The 26,709-nt window shown below is 63.1% G+C and carries 25 protein-coding genes and 2 pseudogenes; 21 read left to right on the top strand and 6 right to left on the bottom strand.

Annotation, left to right across the window (positions count from 1 at the left end; translation table 11 throughout):
* The first annotated feature begins 23 nt into the window (after nt 1-23).
* From PQR27_RS09310 to hypB, 14 genes are read left to right on the top strand one after another with little or no spacing between them, the layout of a single operon-like run.
* Nucleotides 24-1,838 (top strand): nickel-dependent hydrogenase large subunit, encoded by a 1,815-nt coding sequence (locus PQR27_RS09310; protein ID WP_408523368.1) that lies wholly within the window; start codon nt 24-26, stop codon nt 1,836-1,838.
* Entirely contained in the window at nt 1,835-2,401 is a 567-nt protein-coding gene (locus PQR27_RS09315; RefSeq protein WP_408523369.1) for a NifU-related iron-sulfur-binding protein, read from the top strand. The genes PQR27_RS09310 and PQR27_RS09315 overlap by 4 nt, the downstream gene beginning before the upstream one ends.
* Nucleotides 2,398-3,036 carry a DUF5947 family protein gene (locus PQR27_RS09320; protein ID WP_408523370.1) on the top strand — a complete coding sequence of 213 codons (639 nt, stop codon included), beginning with the start codon at nt 2,398-2,400 and terminating at the stop codon, nt 3,034-3,036. Before PQR27_RS09315 ends, PQR27_RS09320 begins: the two co-directional genes overlap by 4 nt.
* Complete coding sequence (locus PQR27_RS09325; RefSeq protein WP_408523371.1) at nt 3,029-3,700, top strand: DUF6084 family protein; 672 nt, start codon at nt 3,029-3,031, stop codon at nt 3,698-3,700. The genes PQR27_RS09320 and PQR27_RS09325 overlap by 8 nt, the downstream gene beginning before the upstream one ends.
* Nucleotides 3,697-5,124, top strand: coding sequence for a hypothetical protein (locus tag PQR27_RS09330; RefSeq protein WP_408523372.1), 1,428 nt, complete (start codon nt 3,697-3,699; stop codon nt 5,122-5,124). The genes PQR27_RS09325 and PQR27_RS09330 overlap by 4 nt, the downstream gene beginning before the upstream one ends.
* Nucleotides 5,121-5,672: a hydrogenase maturation protease gene (locus PQR27_RS09335; protein WP_408523373.1), complete on the top strand. Its 552-nt coding sequence runs from the start codon at nt 5,121-5,123 to the stop codon at nt 5,670-5,672. Before PQR27_RS09330 ends, PQR27_RS09335 begins: the two co-directional genes overlap by 4 nt.
* Nucleotides 5,673-5,717: 45 nt before the next feature.
* On the top strand, nt 5,718-5,846 hold the full coding sequence (locus PQR27_RS09340) for a DUF6893 family small protein (protein ID WP_408523374.1): 129 nt from the start codon (nt 5,718-5,720) through the stop codon (nt 5,844-5,846).
* A 26-nt stretch (nt 5,847-5,872) separates the two neighbouring features.
* Nucleotides 5,873-8,287, top strand: coding sequence for a carbamoyltransferase HypF (hypF, locus tag PQR27_RS09345; RefSeq protein ID WP_408523375.1), 2,415 nt, complete (start codon nt 5,873-5,875; stop codon nt 8,285-8,287).
* Between the two features lie 41 nt (nt 8,288-8,328).
* Nucleotides 8,329-8,604, top strand: coding sequence for a HypC/HybG/HupF family hydrogenase formation chaperone (locus tag PQR27_RS09350; RefSeq protein ID WP_408523376.1), 276 nt, complete (start codon nt 8,329-8,331; stop codon nt 8,602-8,604).
* A gap of 28 nt (nt 8,605-8,632) precedes the next feature.
* Nucleotides 8,633-9,331: a D-sedoheptulose-7-phosphate isomerase gene (locus PQR27_RS09355; protein WP_408523377.1), complete on the top strand. Its 699-nt coding sequence runs from the start codon at nt 8,633-8,635 to the stop codon at nt 9,329-9,331.
* Nucleotides 9,328-10,584 (top strand): hydrogenase formation protein HypD, encoded by a 1,257-nt coding sequence (hypD, locus tag PQR27_RS09360; protein ID WP_408523378.1) that lies wholly within the window; start codon nt 9,328-9,330, stop codon nt 10,582-10,584. The genes PQR27_RS09355 and hypD overlap by 4 nt, the downstream gene beginning before the upstream one ends.
* Entirely contained in the window at nt 10,581-11,690 is a 1,110-nt protein-coding gene (gene hypE / locus PQR27_RS09365) for a hydrogenase expression/formation protein HypE (RefSeq protein WP_408523379.1), read from the top strand. Before hypD ends, hypE begins: the two co-directional genes overlap by 4 nt.
* A 22-nt stretch (nt 11,691-11,712) precedes the next feature.
* Complete coding sequence (hypA, locus tag PQR27_RS09370; protein ID WP_408523380.1) at nt 11,713-12,042, top strand: hydrogenase maturation nickel metallochaperone HypA; 330 nt, start codon at nt 11,713-11,715, stop codon at nt 12,040-12,042.
* A gap of 41 nt (nt 12,043-12,083) precedes the next feature.
* Nucleotides 12,084-13,109 (top strand): hydrogenase nickel incorporation protein HypB, encoded by a 1,026-nt coding sequence (hypB, locus tag PQR27_RS09375; protein ID WP_408523381.1) that lies wholly within the window; start codon nt 12,084-12,086, stop codon nt 13,107-13,109.
* Between the two features lie 431 nt (nt 13,110-13,540).
* On the opposite strand, the gene tssE is transcribed toward hypB, so the two are convergent.
* The 3 genes and pseudogenes from tssE to tssD all read right to left on the bottom strand — a co-directional run.
* Nucleotides 13,541-13,963: a type VI secretion system baseplate subunit TssE gene (tssE, locus tag PQR27_RS09380; RefSeq protein WP_408523382.1), complete on the bottom strand. Its 423-nt coding sequence runs from the start codon at nt 13,961-13,963 to the stop codon at nt 13,541-13,543.
* A gap of 22 nt (nt 13,964-13,985) precedes the next feature.
* On the bottom strand, nt 13,986-16,694 hold the full coding sequence (tssH, locus tag PQR27_RS09385) for a type VI secretion system ATPase TssH (RefSeq protein WP_408523383.1): 2,709 nt from the start codon (nt 16,692-16,694) through the stop codon (nt 13,986-13,988).
* 150 nt (nt 16,695-16,844) lie between these two features.
* Nucleotides 16,845-17,132, bottom strand: a pseudogene (gene tssD, locus PQR27_RS09390) (type VI secretion system tube protein TssD); the annotation flags it as partial.
* On the opposite strand from tssD, the pseudogene tssF reads away from it, so the two are divergent.
* The 3 genes and pseudogenes from tssF to tssJ form a co-directional block, all read left to right on the top strand.
* A pseudogene (gene tssF / locus PQR27_RS09395) lies at nt 17,116-18,168 on the top strand (type VI secretion system baseplate subunit TssF); the annotation flags it as partial. The pseudogenes tssD and tssF sit on opposite strands and share 17 nt — an antisense overlap.
* Complete coding sequence (gene tssG / locus PQR27_RS09400) at nt 18,165-19,271, top strand: type VI secretion system baseplate subunit TssG (protein WP_408523384.1); 1,107 nt, start codon at nt 18,165-18,167, stop codon at nt 19,269-19,271. The pseudogene tssF and the gene tssG, both read left to right, overlap by 4 nt.
* A gap of 13 nt (nt 19,272-19,284) precedes the next feature.
* Complete coding sequence (tssJ, locus tag PQR27_RS09405; protein ID WP_408523385.1) at nt 19,285-19,824, top strand: type VI secretion system lipoprotein TssJ; 540 nt, start codon at nt 19,285-19,287, stop codon at nt 19,822-19,824.
* A gap of 380 nt (nt 19,825-20,204) precedes the next feature.
* On the opposite strand, the gene PQR27_RS09410 is transcribed toward tssJ, so the two are convergent.
* Complete coding sequence (locus tag PQR27_RS09410; protein WP_408523386.1) at nt 20,205-21,092, bottom strand: LysR family transcriptional regulator; 888 nt, start codon at nt 21,090-21,092, stop codon at nt 20,205-20,207.
* Between the two features lie 103 nt (nt 21,093-21,195).
* Here PQR27_RS09410 and PQR27_RS09415 point away from each other — a divergent pair, with 103 nt between their 5' ends.
* The 3 genes from PQR27_RS09415 to catC all read left to right on the top strand — a co-directional run bounded on the left by PQR27_RS09415 (nt 21,196) and on the right by catC (nt 23,724).
* Entirely contained in the window at nt 21,196-22,353 is a 1,158-nt protein-coding gene (locus tag PQR27_RS09415) for a muconate/chloromuconate family cycloisomerase (RefSeq protein ID WP_408523387.1), read from the top strand.
* 46 nt (nt 22,354-22,399) lie between these two features.
* Nucleotides 22,400-23,308, top strand: coding sequence for a catechol 1,2-dioxygenase (gene catA, locus PQR27_RS09420; protein WP_408523388.1), 909 nt, complete (start codon nt 22,400-22,402; stop codon nt 23,306-23,308).
* A gap of 125 nt (nt 23,309-23,433) precedes the next feature.
* Nucleotides 23,434-23,724 (top strand): muconolactone Delta-isomerase, encoded by a 291-nt coding sequence (gene catC, locus PQR27_RS09425; protein WP_408523389.1) that lies wholly within the window; start codon nt 23,434-23,436, stop codon nt 23,722-23,724.
* Between the two features lie 42 nt (nt 23,725-23,766).
* Here the strand turns inward: catC and PQR27_RS09430 are convergent, their stop codons facing one another.
* Nucleotides 23,767-24,654 carry a LysR family transcriptional regulator gene (locus tag PQR27_RS09430; protein WP_408523390.1) on the bottom strand — a complete coding sequence of 296 codons (888 nt, stop codon included), beginning with the start codon at nt 24,652-24,654 and terminating at the stop codon, nt 23,767-23,769.
* Nucleotides 24,655-24,781: 127 nt separating this feature from the next.
* On the opposite strand from PQR27_RS09430, the gene PQR27_RS09435 reads away from it, so the two are divergent.
* Nucleotides 24,782-25,531, top strand: coding sequence for a sulfite exporter TauE/SafE family protein (locus PQR27_RS09435; protein ID WP_408523391.1), 750 nt, complete (start codon nt 24,782-24,784; stop codon nt 25,529-25,531).
* Between the two features lie 141 nt (nt 25,532-25,672).
* On the opposite strand, the gene PQR27_RS09440 is transcribed toward PQR27_RS09435, so the two are convergent.
* Nucleotides 25,673-26,632 (bottom strand): LysR family transcriptional regulator, encoded by a 960-nt coding sequence (locus PQR27_RS09440; RefSeq protein ID WP_408525448.1) that lies wholly within the window; start codon nt 26,630-26,632, stop codon nt 25,673-25,675.
* Between the last annotated feature and the right edge of the window lie 77 nt (nt 26,633-26,709).

Below are 26,709 nucleotides of genomic sequence, written 5' to 3' on the forward strand. Positions count from 1 at the left end.
GACTAGTCAGCAGGGAGAAGGTCATGGCCATTAGTACCGCACCTGAAGCGAGCGCCAGCACCCAGGCCACGCCGGGCAAGCTGGTCGAAATGAACTGGGATCCGATCACGCGGATCGTCGGCAGTCTGGGGATTTACACCAAGATCGATTTTGCCAACCGCCGCGTGGCGGAGTGCTACAGCACGTCGTCGATCTTTCGTGGCTACAGTATTTTCATGAAGGGCAAGGACCCGCGCGACGCGCACTTCATCACGAGCCGCATCTGCGGCATTTGCGGCGACAATCACGCAACCTGTTCGGTCTACGCGCAGAACATGGCCTATGGCGTGAAACCGCCGCCGATCGCCGAATGGATCGTCAATCTCGGTGAAGCGGCCGAGTACATGTTCGACCACAACATCTTCCAGGACAACCTGGTCGGCGTGGACTTCTGCGAGACGATGGTCAAGGAGACCAACCCTGGCGTGTGGGCGAGAGCGCAAAAAACGCCCGCGCCGCATGCGGATAAACACGGCTATCGAACCATCGCCGACATCATGACAGCGCTCAATCCGTTCACGGGCGAGTTCTATCGCGAGACGCTGATGGTGAGCCGTTATACGCGCGAAATGTTCTGCCTGATGGAGGGACGCCACGTGCATCCGTCGACACTGTATCCCGGCGGCGTGGGCACGGTGCCGACCATTCAGCTGTTCACGGATTACATCACACGCCTGATGAAGTACGTCGAGTTCATGAAGAAAGTCGTGCCCTTGCACGACGATCTGTTCGACTTCTTCTACGAGGCCTTGCCGGGTTATGAGGAAGTCGGGCGGCGACGCGTTCTGCTGGGTTGCTGGGGTTCGTTTCAGGACCCGAACGTGTGCGACTACAGCTACAACACGATGACGCAATGGGGCCGCGGCATGTTCGTCACGCCGGGCGTGGTGGTGGACGGCGAGCTGGTGACGACCGATCTGGTCGAGATCAACCTGAACATTCGCATTCTGCTCGGCAGTTCCTTTTACGACGACTGGGATCACGAGGAAACCTTCGTCAAGAACGATCCGCTCGGCAATCCGGTCGACCGCAAGCATCCATGGAATCAGACCACGCTGCCGCGTCCGCAGAAACGCAAGTTCGACGGCAACTACACGTGGGTGATGTCGCCGCGCTGGCTCGACAAACGCACCGGCGACCATCTCGCGCTCGATACCGGCGGCGGTCCGATTGCGCGTCTGTGGGCGACGGCCCTGGCGGGTCTGGTGGATATCGGCTATATCAAGGCGACCGGCCACAGCGTGAAGATCTATTTGCCGAAGACCGCGCTCAAACCCGAAGTCGAATTCGAGTGGAAGATTCCGAAGTGGAGCAATGCGCTGGAACGCGATCGCGCCCGCACGTATTTTCAGGCGTATTCCGCAGCGGCCGCGTTGTATTTCGCGGAGCAGGCGCTCGCCGAATTGCACGCGGGACGTACCCGCACTTTCAGCGATTTCACGGTGCCGCAAGAGGGGCTCGGCTGCGGTTTCCACGAAGCGGTGCGCGGTGTGCTCTCGCATCACCTGGTGATTCGCGACGGCAAGATTGCCAACTATCACCCCTATCCGCCTACGCCATGGAATGCCAATCCACGCGATATCTACGGCACGCCTGGACCGTATGAAGACGCGGTGCAGAACACGCCGATCTTCGAAGAGAACGGACCGGAGAAGTTCAAGGGTATCGACATCATGCGCGCGGTGCGCAGCTTCGATCCGTGCCTGCCGTGCGGCGTGCATATGTATGTCGGCAACGGCAAGACCATCGATACGTCGCACTCGCCGACCTTCGGCGTGATGCAGGGAGCGCACAAGTGAGCGACGAGCGCGCCGTGCTCGCGCAGCAGCGCCGCATCGACGAACTGATTGCGGCGCTGGAGGCGCTCGACGATCCACGCGCAAGCGAACCCGCCAAAGAGTTGCTGCAGGTCGTGCTCGATCTGCACACCGACGGTCTCGCGCGCCTGATGGAAATCGTAGCGGCAGCGGGCGCGATGGATGACGCAATGCTCGAAGCGCTGGAACGCGATGCGAGTGTGTCAGCGCTGCTGCTTCTGCATGGGCTGCACCCGCGCGATTTGTCCACGCGCGTCTCGCGTGCGGTGGAGAAATTGCGTCCACTGCTCGGCGTGCAGGGCATCCAGATCGAACTGCTCGATGCCGCGCAGGAAGCGGTGCGGGTGCGGGTAGCGGGGCGCTTGCAAGGCAAGCACAATTCGGTCAGCGAGTTGCAGCAGGAAATCGAGCGCGCGATCTTCGAAGCGGCGCCGGAAACCCTGCGTGTCGACATTGCCGGGCTGGCGGATGTCAACGTGCATGAACTGCGCTTCGTGCCGCATCGTACCGAGGTAGCGAGCCGGACCGAGGCCGGCGCGCAATGACATCCGCGGCCACTCCGCAACGCGGCTGGGTTGCGCGCTTGCGCCAGTTCGTGCGCAAGGCGGACGACATCCAGTGCGAGTTGTGTGGCGCGCCGCTTCTGTTGGACCATCCTCATCTGTTCGAAACCGCCAAACGGCAGCTGTACTGCTGTTGCCGCGCGTGTGCGCTGCTGTTCGGCAATCAGCAGAACACGCACTACCGGCCGGTGCCGCGCGACGCGCATTATCTCGACGGCTTCCGGATGAGCGACACGCAGTGGGACGCATTGGCGATTCCCATCGACATCGCGTTCTTCTTTCATGACAGTCAGGCGCAACGCGTCGTGGCACTTTATCCCGGCCCCGCCGGCGGCACGCAGTCGCTGCTCGGGTTGAACGCGTGGGATCAACTGGTTGCCGACAACCCGTTGCTCGCGCAACTGGAACCGGATGTGGAAGCGCTGCTCGTGAATCGCAGCGAAGGCGCACGCGACTACTACCGCGTACCGATCGATCAATGTTATGCGCTCACCGGCGTGATTCGCGCGCGCTGGCGCGGCATCGCGGGCGGCGTAGAGGCGTGGGACGCGATTCATCGCTTCTTTGCCGCGCTGAAAACCCACGGCCGGGTGCCGGAGGGCCTGCTCCATGCCTGATCTCCAGTTCACTGTCGAGCAGGTGGAAGTCGTGCCGTTCGCCGCAGCGCCGCTGTTGTCGTTCAGGCTGCGTGTCGTCGACAACCCGGTGAACAATCCGGCCGGCACCGTCGCAAGCGAAGAGATCGCCAGCATCACCCTGCAATGCCAGATCCAGATCGAAGCGACGCGGCGCCGCTATACGCCCGCGGAACAGTACGGACTCGAAGACCTGTTCGGTGTGCCGCCACGCTGGGGCGACACGTTGCGCACGCTGCTGTGGACGCATGCGACGGTGATCGCACCGCCGTTCACCGGTGAATGCATGCTGAATTTGCCGGTGCCGTGCAGCTACGACTTCAACCTCGCCGCGACCAAATATTTTCATGGCCTCGAAGAAGGCGAGATTCCCCTGATGCTGCAATTCAGCGGCACGGTGTTTTATCGCGACGCCGACGGTGCGCTGCAGGCCGTACCGATTCCGTGGCACAAGGAAGCGGCATACCGTCTGCCGGTGGCGTTATGGCGCGAGATGATGACCCGCTATTACCCGAACGGCGCCTGGCTATGTCTGCAGCGGGACGTATTCGATCGTCTTGCGCGTCACAGGAGCCGGCGGGGTCTGACGAGTTGGGAGCAGGCGGTGACGAGCCTGCTCGACGGTGCCGAGGAGAACATATCGTGAACGCGGTCGAAAGCGTGGTTCAGGCGGTGCTGTACGAAGGCTACATGTTGTATCCGTACCGGCCGACCTCGGTAAAAAACCGGCAACGGTGGACCTTTGGCGGTGTCTATCCGCGTGCTTATGCAGAGGCGTCCGGCAGCGATCCCTGGGTGACGCAAAGCGAATGTCTGCTGCGCGGCGATGAACACACCTGCGTGGCCATACGGCCCGGATTTCTGCAGGTCATCGAGCGCATGGTGCTGGACACGCCGAACCCAGCCGTCGTGCACCCCGAATCGGGCGAGCCTGTGTGGCGCACGGTGGCCGCGCTCGATATCGATCAGCGGCGCTACGTGCCGTGGCAGGAAGCCGCCGAGCGCCACATCGCGATCCCGCCCTTGAGCCTCGGCCACTTGTTGAAAGAGGCGCGGGAGATCGCATTTTCATTCGATGCCGCGTGCGATCTCGAGCCGCTTGCCGACCGCCACGGCACGCTACGTGGCGCGCTGCGCCGCATCCGCGCGTCGCTGCAAGGGCGCGTTGAAGTGAGCGCGACGAGCGTGGCGGTCGGCGTTTTCCGCTTGAAGACGCGCATTGTCAACCAGACGCCGCTTGAACATGCCCGCACCCTGACGCGCGATGCGGCGTCGCTGTATGCGCTGGTGTCCTGTCATACGGTGCTGACCGTCGAGGACGGCGAGTGGATCTCGTCAATCGATCCGCCCGGTGAACTCGCGGCGGCGGCTGCCGGATGCCGCAACATCGGCGTGTGGCCGGTGCTGGTCGGCGATGAACGACAGCCCGACACCATGCTCGCGTCGCCGATCATTCTCTATGACTTCCCCCAGATCGCGCCGGAAAGCGCCGGTGATCTGTTCGATGCGACCGAGATCGACGAGATCCTCACGCTACGCATTCTCACCATGACGGAAGACGAAAAGCGCGAAATGATCGCCACCGACGAGCGCGCCCGCGCATTGCTCGCGCGCACTGAAGGACTCGGCGCCGAGCAGATGCAGAAACTGCACGGCACCTTGCGGCGGGTGCGCGCGGTCGATGTGGCCGGTGTAGGCGCATCGACGCCACTGGACGACGCGCCCGCCATGCCGGTGTCGCCGTGGGCGGAGCTCGACGCGCGGCCGCATCTCGCGTGTGTGCGGGTGGCGGGCGTCGAGATTCGCGTCGGCGATCAGGTGCGGCTGCACCCACGCGGGCGCGCCGACATCTTCGACATTGCGCTGAGCGGCATGGTGGCGACGATCGAATCGATCGAACGCGATTTCGACGACCACGTGCATGTGGCCGTGACGATCGACGACGACCCCGGCAAGGATTTCGGCATGCAGCGTATGCCCGGTCACCGGTTCTTCTTCGGCCCGGATGAGATCGAGCCGCTCGTGGTTCCCTCGAAGCAGCGCGGCAACGGCAAGCGGAGCCACGCATGAGCGCAATTCTGGTCGCCGGCATCGGCAACGTATTTCTCGGCGACGACGGCTTCGGCGTCGAAGTCGTGCGTCGTCTGCGGGAACGGCTGGCGGCGGGCGAATGGCCCGCGCTAGCCGATTGCGTGGAGGTGGCGGATTTCGGCATTTGCGGTATCGATCTTTGCTACGCGCTGCTCGACGGCGTGGCTAGCGCGATTCTGGTCGACGCGATGCAACGCGGTGACGCGCCCGGCACGCTGTATGTGATCGAGCCGTCGGCCGGCGAATCCGCTGGCGATGAAGCCACTGAGCCCTACGCGCTGCCGGTTGCGATGTCGCCTCACGAGATGGACCCGGCCCGGGTACTGCAAACGGTGCGGATGCTGGGCGGCGGTTGTGAAGACATTGTCGTGCTCGGCTGCGAGCCGCAAGACTTCGGTTTCGAACACGGCGAGGAAGGCCGGATGGGGTTGAGCGGACCGGTGGCGGCGGCGGTCGAACCGGCCACCGAACTGACCGTGAAGCTCGTGACGGCGAGGCTGGAGCGGATGTCCGCGCGCGCCGCGTGAACGGGCGGGCAGTGAACGGCCGCAGGCAGGGTGTGAATAAGCGGCGTGAATGAGTCTGAAGTGGGAGGCGTGATGAAAGGCTTTCTGAAATATCTCCTGTTGCCGGCGCTGGTGCTCGGCGTGCTGGCGAATATGAAGGACATCAAGCGGTATATCCGCATCCGCAACATGTAAATGCGATATCGACGATCGAGGTGGCGATGAGCACTCAAGCACAACCAGGCGGCCAGGGGTTGCCGCCACTCGCGGGCGTTTCCCACCCGGTGGGCGAGGAAATCCGCGTACGCGGACAGGTGCAGGGCGTCGGTTTCCGGCCGACCGTATGGCGCCTCGCCCATGCCTGCGGCGTGGTGGGCGACGTATGCAATGACAGCGACGGCGTGCTGATTCATGCGTGGGCGCAAGCGTGGGCGCTGCAGCGTTTTATCGACAGCCTGAGCGCCGAGTGTCCGCCGCTTGCGCGTATCGACGCGATCGAGCGGCACGAATTGACCGAGGCGGCCGCGGCCAGCGATTTCCGGATCGTGGCGAGCGTGGCCGGGCCTGTGCAGACCGGTGTCACGCCCGACGCGATGATCTGCGCGGACTGTGCCACGGATATTGCCGATCCGGCCAACCGCCGCTACCGCTATCCGTTTACGAACTGCACGCATTGCGGCCCGCGTCTGTCGATCATTCAGGCGATTCCCTACGACCGCGAGAATACGACCATGGCCGAGTTCGCCATGTGCGACGCGTGCCGTGCCGAATACGACGATCCGGCCGATCGCCGCTTTCACGCGCAGCCGCTTGCGTGCCCCGTATGCGGGCCGCGTGCCTGGCTGGAGAGCCGGGACGGCGCGCGCGTGGCGGCCGACGATCCGTGCCGCTCGGCGAGTCTGTTGCTGCGGCATGGCGCGATCATCGCGATCAAGGGGATAGGCGGGTTTCAACTTGCCTGCGATGCGGCCGATGAAACCGCGGTAGCGCGTCTGCGGCGGCTCAAGCGCCGCGAGCGCAAGCCATTCGCGCTGATGGCGCGCGATCTGCAGGCCGTGCGCCGTTACTGCACGCCTGACGAAACAGAACTGTCGTTGCTGCGCAGCGCGGGCGGGCCGATCGTGATCTTGCGCGCGGATGGCGCGCAATGCGTTGCCGCGAGCGTGGCGCCGGGCGTGGGCACGCTCGGCTTCATGCTGCCGTCCACACCGCTGCATCGGCTGCTGATGGAGTCGATCGACACGGCGCTCGTGGTCACGAGCGGCAATACCAGCGGCGAGCCGCCCTGTATCGACAACGCCGACGCCCGTGCGCGCCTTGGCCGCATCGCCGATGTGTTCCTGATGCACGACCGCGATATCGTGCGACGGGTCGACGATTCGGTGGCGCGCGTGGTGCACGGCGAGCCACGCATGCTGCGGCGCGCGCGCGGCTACGCGCCGGCGCCGCTGCTGCTGGCCGAGGGCTTTGCCGATACGCCCGCCGTGCTCGCGATGGGCGGCGAACTCAAAAACACCTTCTGCCTGGCGCGCGATGCTCAGGCCGTTGTGTCGCATCACATCGGCGATCTGGAAGACGCGTTGACTTACGCGGACTATCGCCGTTCGGTGACGCACTATCTGCGGCTTTTCGAACATGAACCGGAGATCGTCGCGCTCGACTTTCATCCCGAGTATCTGTCGCGCAAGATCGGCTACGACCTCGCGCGAACGTGGCAAGTCCCGGTGGTCGAGGTGCAGCATCATCACGCTCATCTCGCCGCCTGCATGGCCGAAAACGGCATCGCGCTAGATGCGCCGTCGATGCTCGGCGTGGCGCTCGACGGTCTTGGCTATGGCGACGACGGCGTACTGTGGGGCGGCGAATTCATGCTCGCGGACTACCGCGGTTTCACGCGGCTCGGCACCTTCAAACCGGTGGCGATGCCCGGCGGCACGCGCGCGATCGAGGAACCGTGGCGCAATGCATACGCACATCTGTTGGCGGCATTCGATTGGCGCGGCTTGACGCGGCAGTATGGCGGGCTCGACATACAACGGTTTCTCAGCAGCCGTCCGCGCCCCGCGCTCGACGCGATGATCGCGCAAGGCGTGAACAGCCCGCTCGCCAGTTCCGTGGGCCGCCTGTTCGACGCGGTGGCGGCAACCTTGGGTCTGTGCCGCGAGCGCGTGCTGTACGAAGGACAAGCCGCGATCGAACTGGAGGCGCTGGTCGATCCCTATGTGCTGCACGACGATAGCGACGCGCATGCGTATCCGTTCGAAATCAACAGCATCGTGCCCGACGGTTTGCGCTGTATTGAGCCGCGGCCGATGTGGGAAGCCTTGCTCGACGATCTGCTGCGGGGAACGCCCGTGCCGGTCATCGCGGCGCGTTTTCACAAGGGTCTGGCGATGGCGGTCGTGCGCATGGTCGAATGTCTCGCCGACCTGCTGACGGGACCGGTCGACGCACGAAGTGTGGCGCTGTCCGGCGGGGTTTTCCAGAATCACATCCTGTTCGAACAGGTGGCCGGCCGGCTCGGCGCGGCGGGTTTTCGCGTGCTGACGCACCGGCAGGTGCCGGCCAACGACGGCGGGTTGTCGCTCGGGCAGGCGGTCGTGGCCGCCGCTCAGCGGCGCAATGGCGTGCATTGACAGAAGCGGCGGGTCCAAAGCGGGCTAGGGGAGAGAACACCATGTGCCTGGGCATCCCGGGGCAGATCGTCGAAGTGACCGACGCGGAGAACAGCCTTGCGCTCGTCAACATAGGCGGCGTGCGGCGCGTGATCAACATCGCCTTCGTGATCGATGAGGATCGGCCGGCGAGCGCGTGCATCGGTGAATGGGTGCTCGTGCATGTCGGCTTTGCGATGAGCCGGCTCGACGAACAGGAAGCGGCGCGCACACTCGCGTTACTGCACGAGCTGGGTGTCGCGCAGGCCGAATTCGACGAACTGCGCAGCGCGCCCTGAGCGCGCGATAAAGGACGGAGAGGCCAGCATGCCCGAACATGAATCGCTCCAGACGCTCTATCCGTTCCTGCACGGCGGCCGTCAGGATGCGGACAAGCTCGATGCAGCGCTGCTCGAATCGGTGCGGCTCAAGGCGCAGGATAGCGTCGATACCAAACGGCGCTTTTTCGATGAATACGGTCCGCAAGTGGTGCGGGTCGCTCATGCGATCGCCGGCGTGTATCGACACGACGGGCGGCTGTTTGCGATGGGCAATGGCGGGTCGAGTTGCGACGCGGCCCATATCGCCGTCGAATTCCTGCACCCGGTGACCACCGGCCGTCCGGCACTGACCGCGATCAATCTGGTGGCCGACATGGCCATGTTGACGGCGGTCGGCAACGATGTCGGCTTCAACCATATCTTCGTCCGCCAACTGGTTGCGCAGGCGCGGCGCGGCGACGCGCTGATCGGTGTGTCGACCAGCGGCAATTCCGAGAACCTGCTTGCCGCCTTCGCGAAGGCCAGGGAAATGGGCTTGCTGACGGTTGGTCTGTCAGGCCACGATGGTGGACGCATGGCGACGAGCGCCGATGTCGATCATTGCCTTGTGGTGCGAAGCGACAGCATTCATCGCGTGCAGGAGACCCACGTCGCGATCTATCACATTCTGTGGGACCTCGTGCATACGCTGCTCGCCGACGATCGCGGCGGCCTCGCGGGTATGACGCAGGGAGCCGCGCGATGAAATACGTCGACGAGTTTCGCGACCCGCACAAAGCGAAAACGCTGGAGAGGGAGATTCGCGCGCTGGTGTCGCGCATCGAGCGCGCGAAGCAACGGCCCCTGCAGATCATGGAAGTGTGCGGCGGCCATACCCATACGATTTTCCGCTATGGCATCCAGCAACTGCTGCCTGACGCGGTGGAATTCGTGCATGGTCCGGGCTGCCCGGTTTGCGTGCTGCCGATGGGTCGCGTAGACGATTGCGTGGCATTGGCCGAACGCCCCGAGGTGATTTTCACGACTTTCGGCGACGCGATGCGAGTGCCGGGTTCGAAGAAAAGCCTGTTGAAAGCCAAAGCCGATGGCGCCGATGTGAGGATGGTCTACTCGCCACTGGACGCATTGAAGATCGCGCAGCTCAATCCGGCGCGCGAAGTGATCTTCTTCGGCCTCGGCTTCGAGACGACCATGCCTGGCACCGCGATGACAGTGCTGCAGGCGCACGCAAAGAAGATCACGAATTTCTCGCTGTTCTGCAATCACATCACGATCATCCCGACCATCAAGGCGATTCTCGACTCACCCGACCTGCACCTCGACGGCTTTCTCGGCCCGGGGCACGTCAGCATGGTGATCGGCACACGGCCCTATGAATTCATCGCGCGGCATTATCGCAAGCCGATCACGGTGGCGGGTTTCGAACCGCTCGACGTACTGCAATCGATGTGGATGGTGTTGCGGCAGATCGCTGAGGGCCGCTGCGAGGTGGAGAACCAGTATGGCCGGATCGTGCCGGAAGATGGCAACGCGCAGGCGTTGTCGGCGGTGATGCGCGTGTTCGAACCGCGCGAGTTTTTCGAATGGCGTGGGCTTGGCTCGATCGATCATTCTGGCGTGAGAATGCGGGAGGCGTTCGCAGGCTTTGATGCGGAGCGCAAGTTCTCCGTGCCGAATCTGAAGATTGCCGACCCGAAAGCATGCCAATGCGGCGAGGTGTTGAAGGGCGTGATCAAGCCGCACCAATGCAAGGTGTTCGGCACGGCCTGCACGCCGGAGTCACCGCTCGGCTCGCTGATGGTATCGAGCGAAGGCGCATGCGCCGCGTACTACAACTATGGACGCATCGATACGTCGAGGCTCGAACAGCGGCGCGGTGCGCGGCAATCGGCGCCGGCAGCCGATGTTGGCGCAGCAGCATGTTCAGGCGCGCCGGTGCTTCAGCCAAGCTTCGCTGACGATGCCTTTTCCACGGCGACCGCGCGAGGCCAGTCATGAACGACCGCGCGCCCGCCCCGATCGAGCCACCGACGCCGCGCCGTGTTGCGCGCGTGCGCGATGCGTCCGTCAATCTGGCGCATGGCAGCGGCGGCCGCGCGATGCGCGATCTGATCGAGGACGTGTTCGTTTCGACCTTCGACAATCCCACCCTGGCGGCGCTCGAAGATCAGGCCGTATTCACGCTCGCCGATCTCGCCGCGCATGGCGATCGCCTCGCGTTCACGACCGATAGCTACGTAGTCGATCCGCTGTTCTTTCCGGGCGGCGACATCGGCACGCTGGCGGTGAGCGGCACGGTGAACGATCTCGCCGTATGCGGCGCGACGCCGTTGTATCTGTCATGCGCGGTGGTGATCGAAGAGGGCCTTGCCGTTGATGTCTTGCGACGGGTCGCCGCGAGCATGCAGCGGGTTGCGCGCGCAGCGGGCGTCGCGATCGTAACGGGCGACACCAAGGTGGTCGAGCGCGGTTGCGCCGACAAGCTCTTTATCAATACCGCCGGCATTGGCGTGGTGCGACGCGACGTGTCGATTTCGGCGCGCAACGCGTGTGCTGGCGACGTGGTGATCGTCAACGGCTATCTCGGGGATCACGGCGCGGCGATTCTGGTGGCGCGTCAGCAGCTTGCACTCGAAGCCGATGTCGAAAGCGACTGTTGTCCGCTCAACGGACTGATCGCTGCGATGCTCGATGCGTGTCCGCGGATTCACTGTTTGCGCGATGCGACGCGCGGTGGCGTTGCGACCGTGCTGAACGAATTCGCGCAGAGTTCGAACGTGACGATACGGATTCGCGAAGCTGACCTGCCGTTGCGCGAGCAGGTGCAGGGCGCCTGCGAGATCCTCGGCCTCGATCCGCTGTATCTGGCCAACGAAGGCAAACTGGTGGCCGTCGTGCCCGCCGATGCGGCCGAACGGGTGCTGGCGGTCATGCGGGCGCATCCGGCCGGGCGCGAGGCGGCGGCGATCGGCACGGTCGGCACGGTCGAGCCGGGCACCTCGGGCTATGCGGACGAGGGCGGTCTGGTGGTCATGCAGACCTCGTTTGGCGGGCAACGTATTGTCGATATGCTGGTGGGCGAGCAACTGCCGCGCATCTGCTGACCGTGTTGACGGGGAACGCAACATGCACGAGTTGAGCATTGCCAGCAGCGTCGTCGAGATCTGCGCCGAGCAGGCTCATGGCGCGCGCGTGCGGCGGGTGACGCTGGAGATCGGGCGGTTGTCGGCGGTGATGCCGGACGCGATCCGGTTCTGCTTCGACGTCTGTGCGAGGGATACGGCCGTGGAGGGCGCGACGCTCGAAATTGTCGAGATGCCGGGGCAGGCACGCTGCCTTGCATGCGGCGCGACGCTTGAAGTCGACGTACCGTTCGGGCAATGCGGTTGCGGCAGTGACGATCTCGAACTGATTTCCGGCCAGCAGTTGACGATCCGGCAGATGGAGGTGGTGTGATGTGTACGACATGCGGATGTTCGAACACGCAGGGCGCGGCGGTGACCGATCTGGACGCAGAGGAAGCGGCGAAGACGCGCGCGAAAGCCGAGGTGTGGGAGGAAGGGGGGGCGCGAGAGGCGGTCTATCGACAGATGCATGAGCAGCAGTATGGGCAGTCGTATCCTCACTCGCATGGCCATGAGCTTTCGCGCGAGCATGCGCACCTGCATAGCCATGAGCTTTCGCACGATCATGCACACATGCATAGTCATGAGCATTCGCATGAGCATGGAGATGGGCACGAACATGGACATGAGCACGCGCATGGACACGAGCACGAGCACGGACATGAGCACGAGCACGGACATGAGCACGAGCACGGACATGAGCACGCGCACGGACATGAGCACGCGCATCAGCATGCACAGGAACATGGGACTTCGATTACGTTGGAGCGAGACATTCTGGCGAAGAATCAGTTGTTGGCGGAACGCAATCGTGGGTGGTTGGCGGGACGTTCCATTCTTGCGCTGAACCTGATGAGTTCACCGGGGGCCGGCAAGACGACGCTGCTTGAGCGGACGATTCGCGATCTTGGCGGGACGATGCCGCTGACGGTGATCGAGGGCGATCAGGCCACGCTCAACGATGCTGAGCGGATTCGCGCGACTGGGGCGCGCGTGGTGCAGATCAATACTGGGACTGGGTGTCATCTGGACGCGGAGATGGCGTCGCGGGCGCTGACGCAACTTGATCCACCGGTGGGGTCGGTTGTGATGATCGAGAATGTTGGGAATCTGGTGTGTCCAGCGCTGTTTGATCTTGGCGAGCGGGCCAAGGTTTTGATTCTTTCCGTGACTGAAGGGGAGGATAAGCCGGTTAAGTATCCGCATATGTTTCGGGCTTGTTCTTTACTCTTGTTGAACAAGATTGATCTGTTGCCGTATTTGCAGTTTGACATGGAGATGTGTATTGCATTGGCTCGCAAGGTTAATCCCGCTATGGAGGTTTTGCAGGTGTCGGCGCTGAGTGGGGAGGGGATGGGGTTGTGGTATGAATGGCTTCACGCTCGAATGGAGAAGTAGTTTTTTTGCCTTTGGCGGCGGCATTTTCTGGTTCTGGCTTCTTTGGCCTTTCCTTGTTTTGTTACTGGTATTTGAAACCGCCGGTTTATTAGCGTCGTCCCTGTGGGCACTGTCAGCGTTCGGTTGTTCCTGCTGAACAGCACCTTCCAGATGTCACGAAAGCCGCCTTCAATGGGGATGCTTGCTTCGAATTGCAGATCGGCGCCCAGCGACTGCGCGATGTAAGAAACGGTAGCCAGGAATTCCGCTTCGCAGCGGGCCGCAGGAACGCATTCATTGCATGCGAGCTACTCTTCAGGTAATAGTGCACTTCCAGGCGCGCAGCATTCTCCAATGGTGTGCCTCCATGTTTTTAGCAACGGCATTTTAATGAGACGGGCAGTGGACCTGTTTTCCCTGGTACCGACTAGCCGAAGGCTGCCCCGCTCGACTCAACGCTCACGGTCAATACGCTGCACCCGCATCCGGCCCGGCGGCTCGAAGTACGTGCCAAAGCGCACCAGCCCCGCCTTCTTCAGATGGCATGTCATTTCGTAGCTCACCAGAACACCCGGATCAAAATTGTCGATGTACTCCACATCGATCGAGCGGATACGCGGCTCGTACACCAGCAGTGTCGCCTCCATCTGTTGCCTGAGCAGATGCGCCGAAGCGGGCAGCGCCTTGTAGATGTTCGTGAGATCCGGCAGTCCATAATCGGGCAGGTGCTTGAGCGCGCCCGCCCGCGTGTTGAGAATGTGACGGATGTTCTGCTGGACGCTCAGGATCTCGAGAGTCCTGTCGTCGTAGGCATCCAGAGATTCACCACCAATCTGTCCAAGCAGCTTGTCATACAGCGAAGGGCCAACTGGCATCACGCACTCCTTCACGTACTGGCTATAGCCAGATCATCAGCGCTCGCGTTGACAGGAGACGACGTGTCGTGGCGATCCATAAGTCGATCACGAGACTTTCGTCCTGCGAGATTGACAGGCGAATTTTAGCGGGCAGCAAACCTCCGGCCATCCGTGCCAGAAGCTCGCGCGACACGGCAGGGAGGATGCGCTGGTTGAGGAACGCGTCGACGTTGCGCGCGCCGGATTCGCGTGCAAGGCAAAGCTGCGCGAGCGACCCGGTCAGTGCGTCGTCGCAGGTGAGTGCGACGTCGTAGAGACGGTGCAGACGTTCGGCGACCTTCGCCACCTTCAACCGTACGATTGACGCGAGTGCCGTGGCGTCGAGCGGCCGGTAGACCAGCGTCTGGAAGCGGGCAAGCAGCGCGGGCTGGAAATAAGCGACGAGCTGGGGATGAATGGCGTCGAGCAGTTCGGCCTGCGGAATAGCGCAGTTCTCTGCTGTAGCCTCGTCGATCTGCGCGCTGCCGAGATTGGACGTCATCAGGATCACGCAGTTGCGAAAGTCGATCTCACGGCCTTCGCCATCGCGCATCGTGCCGCGATCGAACACCTGATAGAACATGTCGAGCACGTCCCGATGCGCTTTCTCCACTTCATCGAGCAGCACGACGCTGTAGGGCCGCTGCCGCACGGCCTCGGTGAGAATCCCGCCGCGCCCGTAACCGACATAGCCAGGCGGTGAGCCCTTCAGCTGCGAAACGGTATGCGCTTCCTGATACTCCGACATGTTAATGGTCGTCAGCGCGGCTTCGCCACCAAAGAGCAGGTCGGCAAGCGCAAGTGCCGTTTCAGTCTTGCCTACCCCCGATGGTCCCGCCAGCAGAAACGCGCCCAGCGGCGAATGCTCGTTTTTCAGGCCCGCTTTCGCTGTGCGCAGGCTCTCCGCGAGTGCCGACAGTGCGTCGTCCTGGGCCACCACACGGATGGCGAGCTGCTGTTCGAGCGTGAGCAGTCCGGCCAGTTCGTCCTCGAGCAGATTGCCAACCGGCACGCCGGTCCACTCGGCGACCACGCGGGCGATGGCCTGCGCGTCCACGTCGACAAAGACGAGGGGTGTCTTTCCCTGCGCGTCGATCACGGCTTTCCTGGCGACCGTGAGCGCTTCATTGCCGCGGTCCGATACCTCCCGATCAGCACTACGCTGCGCGAGTACGGCACTGACCAGTTCAAGCTCGCGCGCGTAGCGCGCCTGTAGGGCGTCTCTTTCCGCACGCGCGTTGGTAAGCGAGGCGTTTAGGGCGTCATGCCGCTTCTGCAGGTTTTGCGCGCCCGCATTCTGATCGGCGGCGAGTGCGCTGATTTCCAGCTCAAGCGCCGCGACCGCAGCAGCCGCCCGCTGGAGTTCAGATGGAGGAGACTCCAGCCCCATGCGCACCCGTGCTGCCGCCGTGTCGATCAGATCGACCGCCTTGTCCGGTAGCTGGCGGGCCGGGATATAGCGGCGTGACAGTTTGACTGCCGCCGTGATGGCCTCATCAAGGATGTGTACGCCGTGGTGCCTTGCATAGCGGCTTGCCAGGCCGCGCAACATCAGGCAGGCGGCATCATCGTCCGGCTCGTCGACCTTGATCACCTGGAAGCGCCGCTCAAGTGCCGCGTCGCGCTCGAAATACGCCTTGTACTCGGACCAGGTGGTCGCGTCGCCGCGGGCAAGGGCCGGTTTCAGCAGGTTCGCCGCATCGGCGCCGCCGGTTGCGTTACCGGCGCCGATCAGCGTGTGCGCCTCGTCGATAAACAGCAGCACCGGCACTTCTGATTGCTGCACTTCATCGATCACGTTTTTCAGGCGCTGCTCGAATTCGCCCTTCACACCGGCACCGGCCTGCAACAGCCCCAGGTCGAGCGTCAGGATGCGTACGTCGCGGATCACGTTCGGCACGGATCCTTCCGCGACGCGAAGCGCCAGGCCTTCAACGAGGGCGGTTTTGCCCACGCCGGGCTCGCCAACGAGGATCGGGTTGTTCTTGCGACGCCGTGCGAGCACGTCGACAACCTGCTGGATTTCGCGATCACGCCCGAACACCGGATCGATTTCACCGCGTTGCGCCTTTGCCGTCAGGTCGATGGCGAAGCGGGCGAGAGCCACGCCCTCCGGTTGTCGCGCACGCGTGTGGGGTTGCGGTTTCGTCGATGCGTCAGGACGTGTGCCGTCTGCCGTAACGGTCGTTCGCACGGATGGATCGTTGTCGGCTATCCGGCTGGTTGTGTCGTCACCGGCTTCGACCGAATGCCTGTCGATCACCGCGGCGAGTCGCTGGATCTGTGCCGCACTGATGGACAGCAGCGGCCACGCGTCGGTGGCGCGCAGGCAATGTGGGGCGTCGACTAGCGCCTGCAATACATGACTCGAGCGTATCGTCGGCATATCGCCGGCGGCGGATGCGTGAAGCCATGCGCCTTCCAGGATCTCGGCGAGCGTTCGCGACAGGGCAGGCTTGCCGCGCAACTCTTGCGGCAGACGATCGATCGAGGCAAGCAACGCATCCCACACCGCGTCGATGTCGATCTCATAGTGCCGGAGGATCGCCGGGATATCACCGGCGCCCGAATCGATCAGTTTCAGCAGCCAGTGCTCGGGCGTGATCTCGCCATGCAGGCGGGCGTTGCACAGACTGGCAGCATCGGCCAGCGCGCTCGCGCAGTGCGGATTGAGCTTGCGAAGCAGATGCGTGGAATCCCGCGGCGTCATGATCGTCACGAAAAAAGTAGAGCCTGCAGCCGTGCCGGCTCTGCAGTGCATGAATAGAAGCGTCAGCCCGCAGAGGGCGGGCTGACGGAAGGAGGCTGCCGTGCACCTGACCGGGGGATCAGGAGGTTTGTGCCAGCCTCCCGGAGAACCTTACGAGCGTTCGTTCCAGCTGTCGGCGTGGATGATGTTGCCGTCCTTGTATGACCACGTGATCTTCTCGTAGCGCAGTTCGACGTCTTCGAGGTGGTTGTGCTTCTCGAAAGCCGGGTTCTTGATGTCGAGCATCTTCGGCTTGACCGCGACGACCTTCACGTTGTCGAGCCTGGTGTTGAAGTATTCCTTCTCCTTGCCCGCATCATCGATCCTGTACCACTTGATCTCGATCGACTTCAGCGTCTGGCCGCTCGTCACTGCCTTGTACAGATACCAGTTGCTGCTCGAATACTTCACGTTCCGCGAGAAGTTCCTGTTCGTCGATCTGTGCGGTCTGGATATCGCGAAGCTGCCCACCAACGCGTTCAGCTTCGAACTGGAAATCGTGCTCAAACAAGCCTATCCGTCCGACCAGCGTTTCACCGCAGAGAACGTGCGGCTTTTCTGTACGCCGGTCATCAACCTCTTTCCGCTCGACGCCGAGCCGATCGACGTGAACCATCACGCGACGGAATACCGGGTCGTGGCCGCCGGCCACCAGGGGGCCCATGTCGAAACCTACTCGGTCGACGCGATCGAATCGTTCGATCATGCCAACGCGCAGCGTTACGAATATGTGCCGTTCGCGACGTTCCGGCACCGTGGCGGGATGTTGCGCCATGAGGCGCCGGAGCGCTACTTCCATACGCGCGTGAGACAGGGCGTGACGGGCCTGCACGACACGTGGGTCATTCTCGGCGGCCACGCATGGGAGTCGATGGAAGATCTGCCGGCAGAAAACCTGTCGCTACGCGTGACCGGTACCAATGGCATGCTGCCGAGAAAGGGACTGCGCGAGGCGAGCATCAACGAACTGGGCGAGAGCACGCCGAACGTGTCGGCCGTGCGCAATCTGGTGGCGCCGACGTTGCCGCTCTATCCGCCGACCGGCGACCGCTTCCAGTGGCGGGTGCTGTCGCACCTTGCGCCGAACTTCCTGTCGATGATGGACGCGGAAGTGCTACGTGGTGCACTAGCGCTCTACGACTGGACCAGCGACGAGCTGAATCGCCGGCGCCTCGCGGGCATCCTGCACGTGTCGGAGGAACTGCTCGAAGAGGTGTCGGGTGGTTCGGTCGAACGAGGTGTGCTGATCGAGGTCACGCTCGACAGTCACGCATTCGCAGGCGTTGGCGACGTGATGCTGTTTGGTGAACTGCTGCACCGGTTCTTCGCGCTGTACGCGGAAATCAATCTGTTCACGAAGCTCGCGATCATCAGCCTGCCGTCACAGCAACGCACTGAATGGCCGCGCAGCAAGGCGCAGCGCTCCGCACTATGAAGCCGGGAGAGCCGCCCAACCTGGAACCGCTGGTCGCGTCGCTGCTCGCCCGTGCGCCGATGATGAACTTCATGCAGCTGTGCCAGCTGCTCGAAGTGCGGGTGCCGGAGCGTCCCGGTTTCGGTACGCGTGACACGCCCGAACATGAACCCGTGAGATTTCGCCCGCGAGCGCGCGTTGGCTTTCCGGCCGGTGAAATCGCCTCAGTCGAGTTTGACGAGGAGGGCGTCACCCGCGGCCCCAACGCTCCGCCGACCGTGCGCACGACGTTCATGGGCCTGTACGGCGTGGATGCAGCCATGCCCTCGCACATGATCGACGAGATCGTGCTGCGAACCGAAGGACATGAAGCGCTCGAAGCGTTTCTCGACCAGTTCAATCACCGCATCGTCACGCTGCTATATCGCGCGTGGAAGAAGTACCGCTACCCGATCGGTTTCCGCCCGGGTGGCACGGATGGGCATTCGCGCAAGCTGCTCTCTCTGGCTGGTTTTGGCTGGGGCGAGAAGCCCGCGCGCGCCGGGCTGCCGGACTCGCGGGTGCTGGCGCTGCCAGGGTTGCTGATCCAGCGTACGCGCACGCCTGAAGGTCTTGCCGGTGTCGTTGCTCTCGCCGTGCCGGGTGTCGATGTTCGTGTCGACGAGTTCTTCCCGACCGTCAAGGGCGCGGGCAAGCCTCAACCGCTCACATGCGCGGGCAGTGCTGACGGCTCACCGGTCGAGGGCAGTCGGCGCGGTCCCGGTGGGGGCTATGTGCTGGGCACGCGGCTTACCTGTCGCAGCCGGGCCGCTCGCGTGACATTGCGGCCCGCGACCGCGGAACAGGCGCACGATCTGCTGCCAGGCGCGTGGCTGCACCGCGAACTGATGGCTTTTATCCGTCTGTACGTCGGGACGAAAGCCGACGTGTTCCTGCGGATGGAAGTCTCGTCGCGAATCGCACCCGTACCGAAAATTGGCGCGACGCACGAAGCTCCGGCGCCACGTCTTGCCTGGACCACCGTGCTGCCTTCAGACGACGAACGTCTGATCACCATTGCGCTCGGCTCCTACGAAGCGTTTCCGGCGCCGGGACCGAACCCGTTCCTTGCGTCGCCTGCCTGAATCTGGAGTACTTATGCTTTTCCGCCCGATTACGCTAACCGCGACGCTTCTTGCCACCAGTCTGCTGCTCAGCGCATGTGGCGCGTGGCAGACCGTGTCGGACTCGACCTCGAGCGCGTATCACGCCGTCTTTTACAAACAGGTCAAGGTGCTGAACGTCGACCTGACCGCGCGCGCCTCGGTCAATCCGGACGAAGCGATGCGCTCGACGTCGGTCGCCGTGCGCGTGTACCAGCTCAAGGATCGCAAGCTCTTCGACAAGGCGTCATATGACGATCTGCTGAAGAACGACAGGACGGTGCTCGCGCAGGATCTGCAGGACAGCATTGCGACGGTAGTCAATCCCGGTGCCTCTGCAAGCGTGTCGCAGCCGATGCAGCCGGATACGGAATACGTGGGTGTCGTCGCGTTCTACCGGGCCCCTGATGCGAACGGAACCTGGCGTCGCGTGGTCGCGAAGAAGAAGCTGTCGGCCGATGCACCCTTGAAGCTCGAACTGGTCGACCGGGAACTGGTAGCAACGACGGACCCGGTCAAATCGAGGCCGGAATGATGAAAATTGGCGCGCTCGACAGGATCGGCCCTTGAAAGAACGCCGCTTGGCCAAAGGGAAACAAAGGGAGTGGTTTGATGAAGTACCGCCTCGGCGCGCGCAGCGCCGCCGGAGGCATGACGGCCTGGTCACTCACGCCAGAGGGTGCGGAGAGCCAATCTCTACGGGGCCACGATCCCCTCCAAGCCAGGGGACCCGCTTAAAAATTGGCGGTGTGAGCCGCTTTCTTTTGCCTACTTTTCTTTGCGGCGGCAAAGAAAAGTAGGTGCCCCCCCGCACAGGGGGAACGCTAATAGACCAATAAGAAAGCAAGGAAAGGCCAAAGATACAAGAACCAGGAAATGCCACCGCCAAAGGCAAAAACCCCCCACCAGGAGAGGTCAAGCCCTCTTGAACAACTCCCTGGCGATCGAACACAACAGCCCCGTAGTGGGCGACTCATCCTGCAACCGGCGGCTCATAATAATCGGCGAGGCCACATTCGCCGCCGGAATGGTCCTATACACCACGCCATGCGCGCGCAAACCCTCCACGCTCTCCGGCACGAGACACACCCCAACTTGCGCGGCCACCAACCCAAGCGCCGTTTGCAATTCCCGCACTTCATGAATCGCCTTCGGCTCCAGCGCATGGTCGTGCATCGCCGACAACTGCTGGTCCGCATAGCTCGGCCGCGGCGTGCTCGGATACACGATCAGCGTTTCCTCAGCAAGCGCCGCGAGCGTCAGCGGCTTCTTTTGCCGCGCGAGCGGATGATCCTGCGGCAATGCCGCAATCATCCGTTCCTCAACCAGCACTTCGCGCGACAGTTGCGCGTCGTCGAACCGCAGGCGGCCAAAGCCGACGTCGATCCGGCCGCCCTTGAGCGCACCCAACTGCTCGATCGTGAACATTTCTATCAGCGACAACTCGATATGCGGCGCAGCCTCGCGAAAGGCACGGATCACCGCGGGCAGCGCACCGTACAGGGTGGACGGCACGAAGCCGATCACGATCCGCTCGGCCAGTTGCGCGAGGCGCCGCGTGAGCGGGGCGAGTTCGTCGGCTTCGTCGATCAGCCGCTTGGCCTGCGTATAGAAAATGCGGCCCGCCTCGGTCAGCCGCAATGGCCGCGAGCCGCGCTCGAATAACGGCAGGCCGATGCTCTCCTCGATCTGCTGGATCTGGCGGCTGAGCGGCGGCTGCGTCATATGCAGACGATTGGCCGCGCGCGTGATGTTCATTTCTTCCGCGACCGCGACGAAATAGCGGAGTTGGCGAAGTTCCATGCATACCCCTACGGTATGGAAGTAGTCGGAATCGGTGTTGGACTGCTTCGCAGGTTTGTTTCTAATATGGGGCCCTCAGGAAAGCAGTTCAGGAGCGCAACGAATGATAGCAACACCCGTGAAGATCGAGAGCGTGGAAACGATTCTCGTCGACGTCCCGACGATTCGTCCCCATCGGCTGTCGGTCGCAACAATGAACTGCCAGACGCTCGTGCTGGTACGCATTCGCTGCGCCGACGGCGTGGTTGGCGTGGGCGAAGGCACGACCATCGGCGGTCTCGCGTACGGCGAGGAAAGCCCGGAAAGTATCAAGGTCAACCTCGATACCTATTTCGCGCCGCTGCTCAAAAACATGGACGCAACCCGTCCGGGCGCCGCGATGGCGAAACTGCGCGCGCTGTTCCAGGGCAACCGCTTTGCCAAATCCGCGGTCGAAACCGCCCTGTTCGATGCACAGGCGCAGCGCCTCGGCGTGCCCTTGTCCGAACTGTTCGGCGGCCGTGTGCGCGATTCCGTGGACGTTGCATGGACGCTCGCGAGCGGCGATACCCAACGCGACATCGAGGAAGCCGAGCGCGTGTTCGAAGCGAAGCGGCACCGCGTCTTCAAGCTGAAGATCGGCTCGCGCGCCGTTGCCGACGACGTCGCGCATGTCGTGGCCATCAGCAAAGCGCTGCAAGGGCGCGGCGAAGTCCGGGTCGACGTGAATCAGGCATGGACCGAATCGGAAACGATCTGGGCCGCGGCGCGTCTGGCGGATGCCGGCGTCGCGCTCATCGAGCAGCCGATCGCCGCGGACAATCGCGCGGGCCTCAAACGTCTGACGGATCTCGCCCAGGTGCCGATCATGGCCGACGAGGCGCTGCACGGTCCGGCGGATGCTTTCGCGGTCGCGAGCGCCCGTGCCGCCGACGTATTCGCCGTCAAGATCGCGCAATCGGGCGGCCTGACCGGCGCCGCGCAGGTGGCCGCGATCGCTTCTGCCGCGAATATCGATCTGTATGGCGGCACGATGCTCGAAGGCGCGGTGGGCACGATCGCTTCGGCGCACCTGTTCAGCACATTCGGCGAGCTGAAGTGGGGCACTGAACTATTCGGTCCCTTGCTGCTGACCGACGAAATTCTCACCGAGCCGCTGCGTTACGAGAATTTCGCGTTGCACCTTCCACACGGGCCGGGCCTCGGCATCACGCTCGACTGGAACAAGATTGACCGCTTGCGGCGCGATACGCGGCAGGGCGCAAGCGTCACCATGAACTGACGGTTCACCCGTTAGCCGTCACGGACATTAAACGAAGGAGATACCCATGAACAAGCAAACCATCGACGCGTTGCTGCAAAAGATCAACGACAGCGCCATCAGTGAAGGCAATCCGCGTACCAAGCAGATCGTCAACCGCATCGTCCAGGATCTGTTCTATACGATCGAAGACCTCGACGTGCAACCGGCCGAATTCTGGACCGCGCTGAACTATCTTGGCCAGGCGGGCCAGAGCGGCGAACTGGGCCTGCTGGCCGCCGGCCTCGGCTTCGAGCATTTCCTCGATCTGCGTCTGGACGAAGCGGAAGCGAAGGCCGGCGTTGAAGGCGGCACGCCGCGCACGATCGAAGGGCCGTTGTATGTGGCGGGCGCACCGCTGTCCGATGGGCATGCGCGTCTGGACGACGGCAAGGACCCCGGCCAGACGCTGGTGATGCGCGGCCGTGTGCTTGGCGAAGACGGCAAGCCGCTGGCTCATGCGCTGGTTGAAGTGTGGCACGCGAACCACCTCGGAAATTATTCGTACTTCGACAAATCGCAGCCGGCCTTCAATCTGCGCCGTTCGATTCGCACGGACGCGAACGGCAACTACAGCTTCCGCAGCGTGGTGCCGGTCGGCTATAGCGTGCCGCCGCAAGGTCAGACGCAGTTGCTGCTCGATCAGTTGGGCCGCCACGGCCATCGTCCGGCGCATATCCACTTCTTCGTTTCGGCGCCCGGTTTCCGCAAGCTGACCACGCAGATCAATATCGATGGCGATCCGTATCTGTGGGACGACTTCGCGTTTGCCACGCGTGACGGGCTGGTGCCGGCGGTCAAGCAGGCCGAAGGCGCGGAAGGTAAGCCGTATGGCGTGGAAGGCCAGTTCGCGCTGATCGATTTCGACTTCACGCTGTTCAAGGATCGCGACAGCCTGCCGGACGCGGAAGTCGAGCGCGTGCGCGCCGAAGCCTGAATGGCGGAGTCGCATCGTTATCTGGTTGTGTAGCAGGACACGTTCGACCCTGATCGCGTGGCGCTATCTACCGCGCAGCCAGGGTCTTCGTCATGGAAGATTGTTTGAGGAAAGGAGAACCCAGCATGCTGTTTCACGTTGAGATGAGCGTCAATCTGCCGCTCGATATGGATGCCGAACACGCCGCGCGCCTGAAGGCCGATGAAAAGGCGTTGTCGCAGAGGCTGCAGAAAGAAGGTGTATGGCGGCACCTGTGGCGGATCGCCGGGCACTACGCCAATATCAGCGTGTTCGACGTGGAAAGCCCCGCGCATTTGCACGACGTGCTGAGCCAGTTGCCGCTGTTTCCGTATATGACGCTCGAAGTCCGCGCGCTGTGCCGGCATGCATCGTCGATTCGCGACGACGATCGCTAAGAGCTGATAACAGGCGGCAGCTTCGCTGCGCGCCTCCCACCGTCAATCGATGCCCGCCAGATGCCGGGCCAGCGCTTTTTCCGGTCGTCTGAGCGCGTTCAGATCGCGCATGCAGACGAGTAGCGCACGCGTGGCCCAACTGTCCGTCAGTTCGATCGTGCGAATACCGGCAGTGCCGCGATAGCGCTTCGCCGCCGTGGCCGGCACGATGGCAATTCCCGCGCCCTGTTCGACCATGCAGCAGATGCCGTCGAAGGTCCGCATGTGCGCACGGATGCTGAGCGGCTGACCGGATAACAGTGCGCGTTCGCCCAGGTAGGCATGCAACGCGCTGCCGGTGCTCAGGCCGATAAACTGGCGCTCAGCCACTTCCGCCAGCGTGACGCGACGGCGCGCGGCGAGCGGATCCTCACGGCTCGTGACCAGCACGAGCGTATCCACCGCGAAGGGCAGCGTCTGCAATGCACCATGTTCGACGGCATCCGAGATGATGCCGATCTCCGCTGCGCCGGTCAGCACCGCTTTCACTGTTTCGCTACTCTGGCGCTCCTTCAGATCGATCTGCACGTTCGGGTGGTCGCGTAAAAACAGCCCGATCGGCGCCGGCAAAAATTCGGTGATGGCAACGGTGTTGGTCCATAGACGAATCCATGCCTTGCGTCCTTCCTGATGTTCTCCCAGCTCACCCTGCATCCGTTCGATCTGGCCGAGCACGAGCCGCGCGTGATGTGCGAGGGTGTCGCCGGCCGGGGTCGATTCGACCCCACGCCGGCCGCGCTCCAGCAGCGGTTCACCCAGCGTCTCCTCCATGCCGCGCAGCCGCGCGCTGGCTGACGGCAGTGACATGTTCGCGCGTGCCGCGCCGTGCGTGATGCTGCCGGTCTCGAGGATGAACAGGAAAAGCCGGAGGTCGATCAGGTCGAAGCGCATGGGCGGAGAGCGTGGATTGAGGTCGGCAGCCTTAGGGACAGCCTAAGGCACGGTACGCATCTTACGCATTGTGAGTGGCGTTGCGGCGATTGAAAATCGCAGACATCACCCTTACCGCGATCTGTCGATGATTTCTTCTTTTGCACTGCACGTCACCATTATCGCGTCGACCTTCGTCCTGGCCGGCTTCGTCAAGGGCATGACGGGCATGGGTTTGCCGACCGTCGCGATGGGCGTGCTCGGCACGCTGATGCTGCCCGCGCAGGCCGCCGCGATGCTGCTGGTGCCGTCGTTCGTCACGAATGTCTGGCAATTATTCGCGGGGGCCAGCGTCGGTCCGCTGCTCAGGCGGTTGTGGCCGATGATGGTGGGTATCGTGGCCGGCACGGTGGCGGCCGCCTCGTTTATCGTCGGTGGAGGCGGCGTCTGGGCGGTGGTCGGGCTGGGCGCGGCGTTGTCGCTCTACGCCGCGGCCGGGCTGCTGGCGTGGCGCATCGCGGTGCCGTCGCGCCACGAACCCTGGCTGTCGCCGACAATCGGCGCACTGACCGGCCTGATCACGGGCGGCACCGGCGTGTTCGTCGTGCCGGCGGTACCGTATCTGCAGGGGCTGGCGCTGAAAAAAGAGGACCTGGTTCAGGCGCTCGGGCTCTCTTTCACCGTCTCCACCATCGCGCTCGCGATCGGACTGGCGCGTGAGCATGCGTTCGCCGTCCACGATCTGGGCGATTCGCTGTTGGCCGTGGTGCCCGCGTTGCTCGGCATGTGGATTGGGCAGTCGGTGCGTGGACGCATCGGTCCGGCGACTTTCCGCCGCTGGTTTTTTGTCTGTTTGCTTTGCCTGGGCATTCAGTTAATGGCACGCGCATTCGTTTGACAAAGAGGCGAACGAAGGAGGGCTGTATCGTGTGGTCGGCTATTCTGGATACATTGGGGGCGCTGGCGGTGCTGGCGAGCGTGGCGATGCAGATTGCGCTGATGCGCAAACGCTGAAAACGGCGCTACAGATTGACTGTTTTCAGCGGGGCGCAAGCCGTTCGGGCAGTGCGTAGCGTTGCATCGTGCGCTCCATGCCGTCCAGAAAGGCCTGTTCCGCGGCGTTCATTTTGCGCGCGCGCAGCCACAGCAGATCGATATCGACATCGACCAGACCCTCTTCGGGCGGCAAACGCCACAGGCGCTGCTGCGCGAGATCGTCGCGCACGATGTGCTCCGGCAGGCAGCCAATGCCATACCCGGCGAAAATCAGGCGCCGCACTTCGTCGAGGCTCGGTGAGGCCGCGACAATCCGCCCGGTGAAGCCGCGCTGATCGCGAAACACGGTGAGCGGCGAGAGGCTGTCGCCGATCTGGTCGCTGGTGAACGACACGAAATTCTCCGCGAGCAGTTGCTCGATCGACAGTGCATGCCGTCCGAACAGCCGGTGATGCCGCCCGCAAAACAGCGCATACCGTTGGCGCAGAAAACAGCGCTGCTCGAGTTTGTCGACGGGTGTGCGGCATAGGCCCAGACCGGCGGTGGCCGTTTTCTGCAGCAACGACGAAATGATGTCCGACGAGCGCATCACTTCGATATGCAGATCGACACGCGGATAGGTCTTGTGGAATTCCGCAAGGAATTCATCGTAGACGCCGGAATCGATGCGACTCACCGTCAGCAGACGGATCGAGCCGGTAATGTCGTCGCTGCGGTCGTCGAGTTCGGTCTCCAGCCGCGACATGTGGCCGTAAATATCGCTGGCGATCCGGTACACCTCTTCGCCCGCGCGGGTCGGCTCGAAATGTGGCCCGCGCCGCTGGATCAGCGTGCGCCCGAGCGTGTCTTCGAGGCGCTTGAGCGCCTGGCTGACCGCGGGCTGCGTGAGATGCAGACGGGCCGCGGCACGGCTGACGCTGCGCTCCTGCATGATCACAAGGAAGGTGCGCAGCAGGTTCCAGTCGAGCCGGTCGTTCAGAAAACGCGTTACGTCCGCGCGCAGTTGGGTCATTGGGGGGGCAGTAGTGTGAGTAGTGCGTGTTAGGTATTAGCCAGATTTATAGTGGAGATAATAAACCG

The organism is Paraburkholderia fungorum, from assembly GCF_046027215.1.
In the GTDB taxonomy this organism is placed as follows: Bacteria; Pseudomonadota; Gammaproteobacteria; order Burkholderiales; family Burkholderiaceae; genus Paraburkholderia; species Paraburkholderia fungorum_D.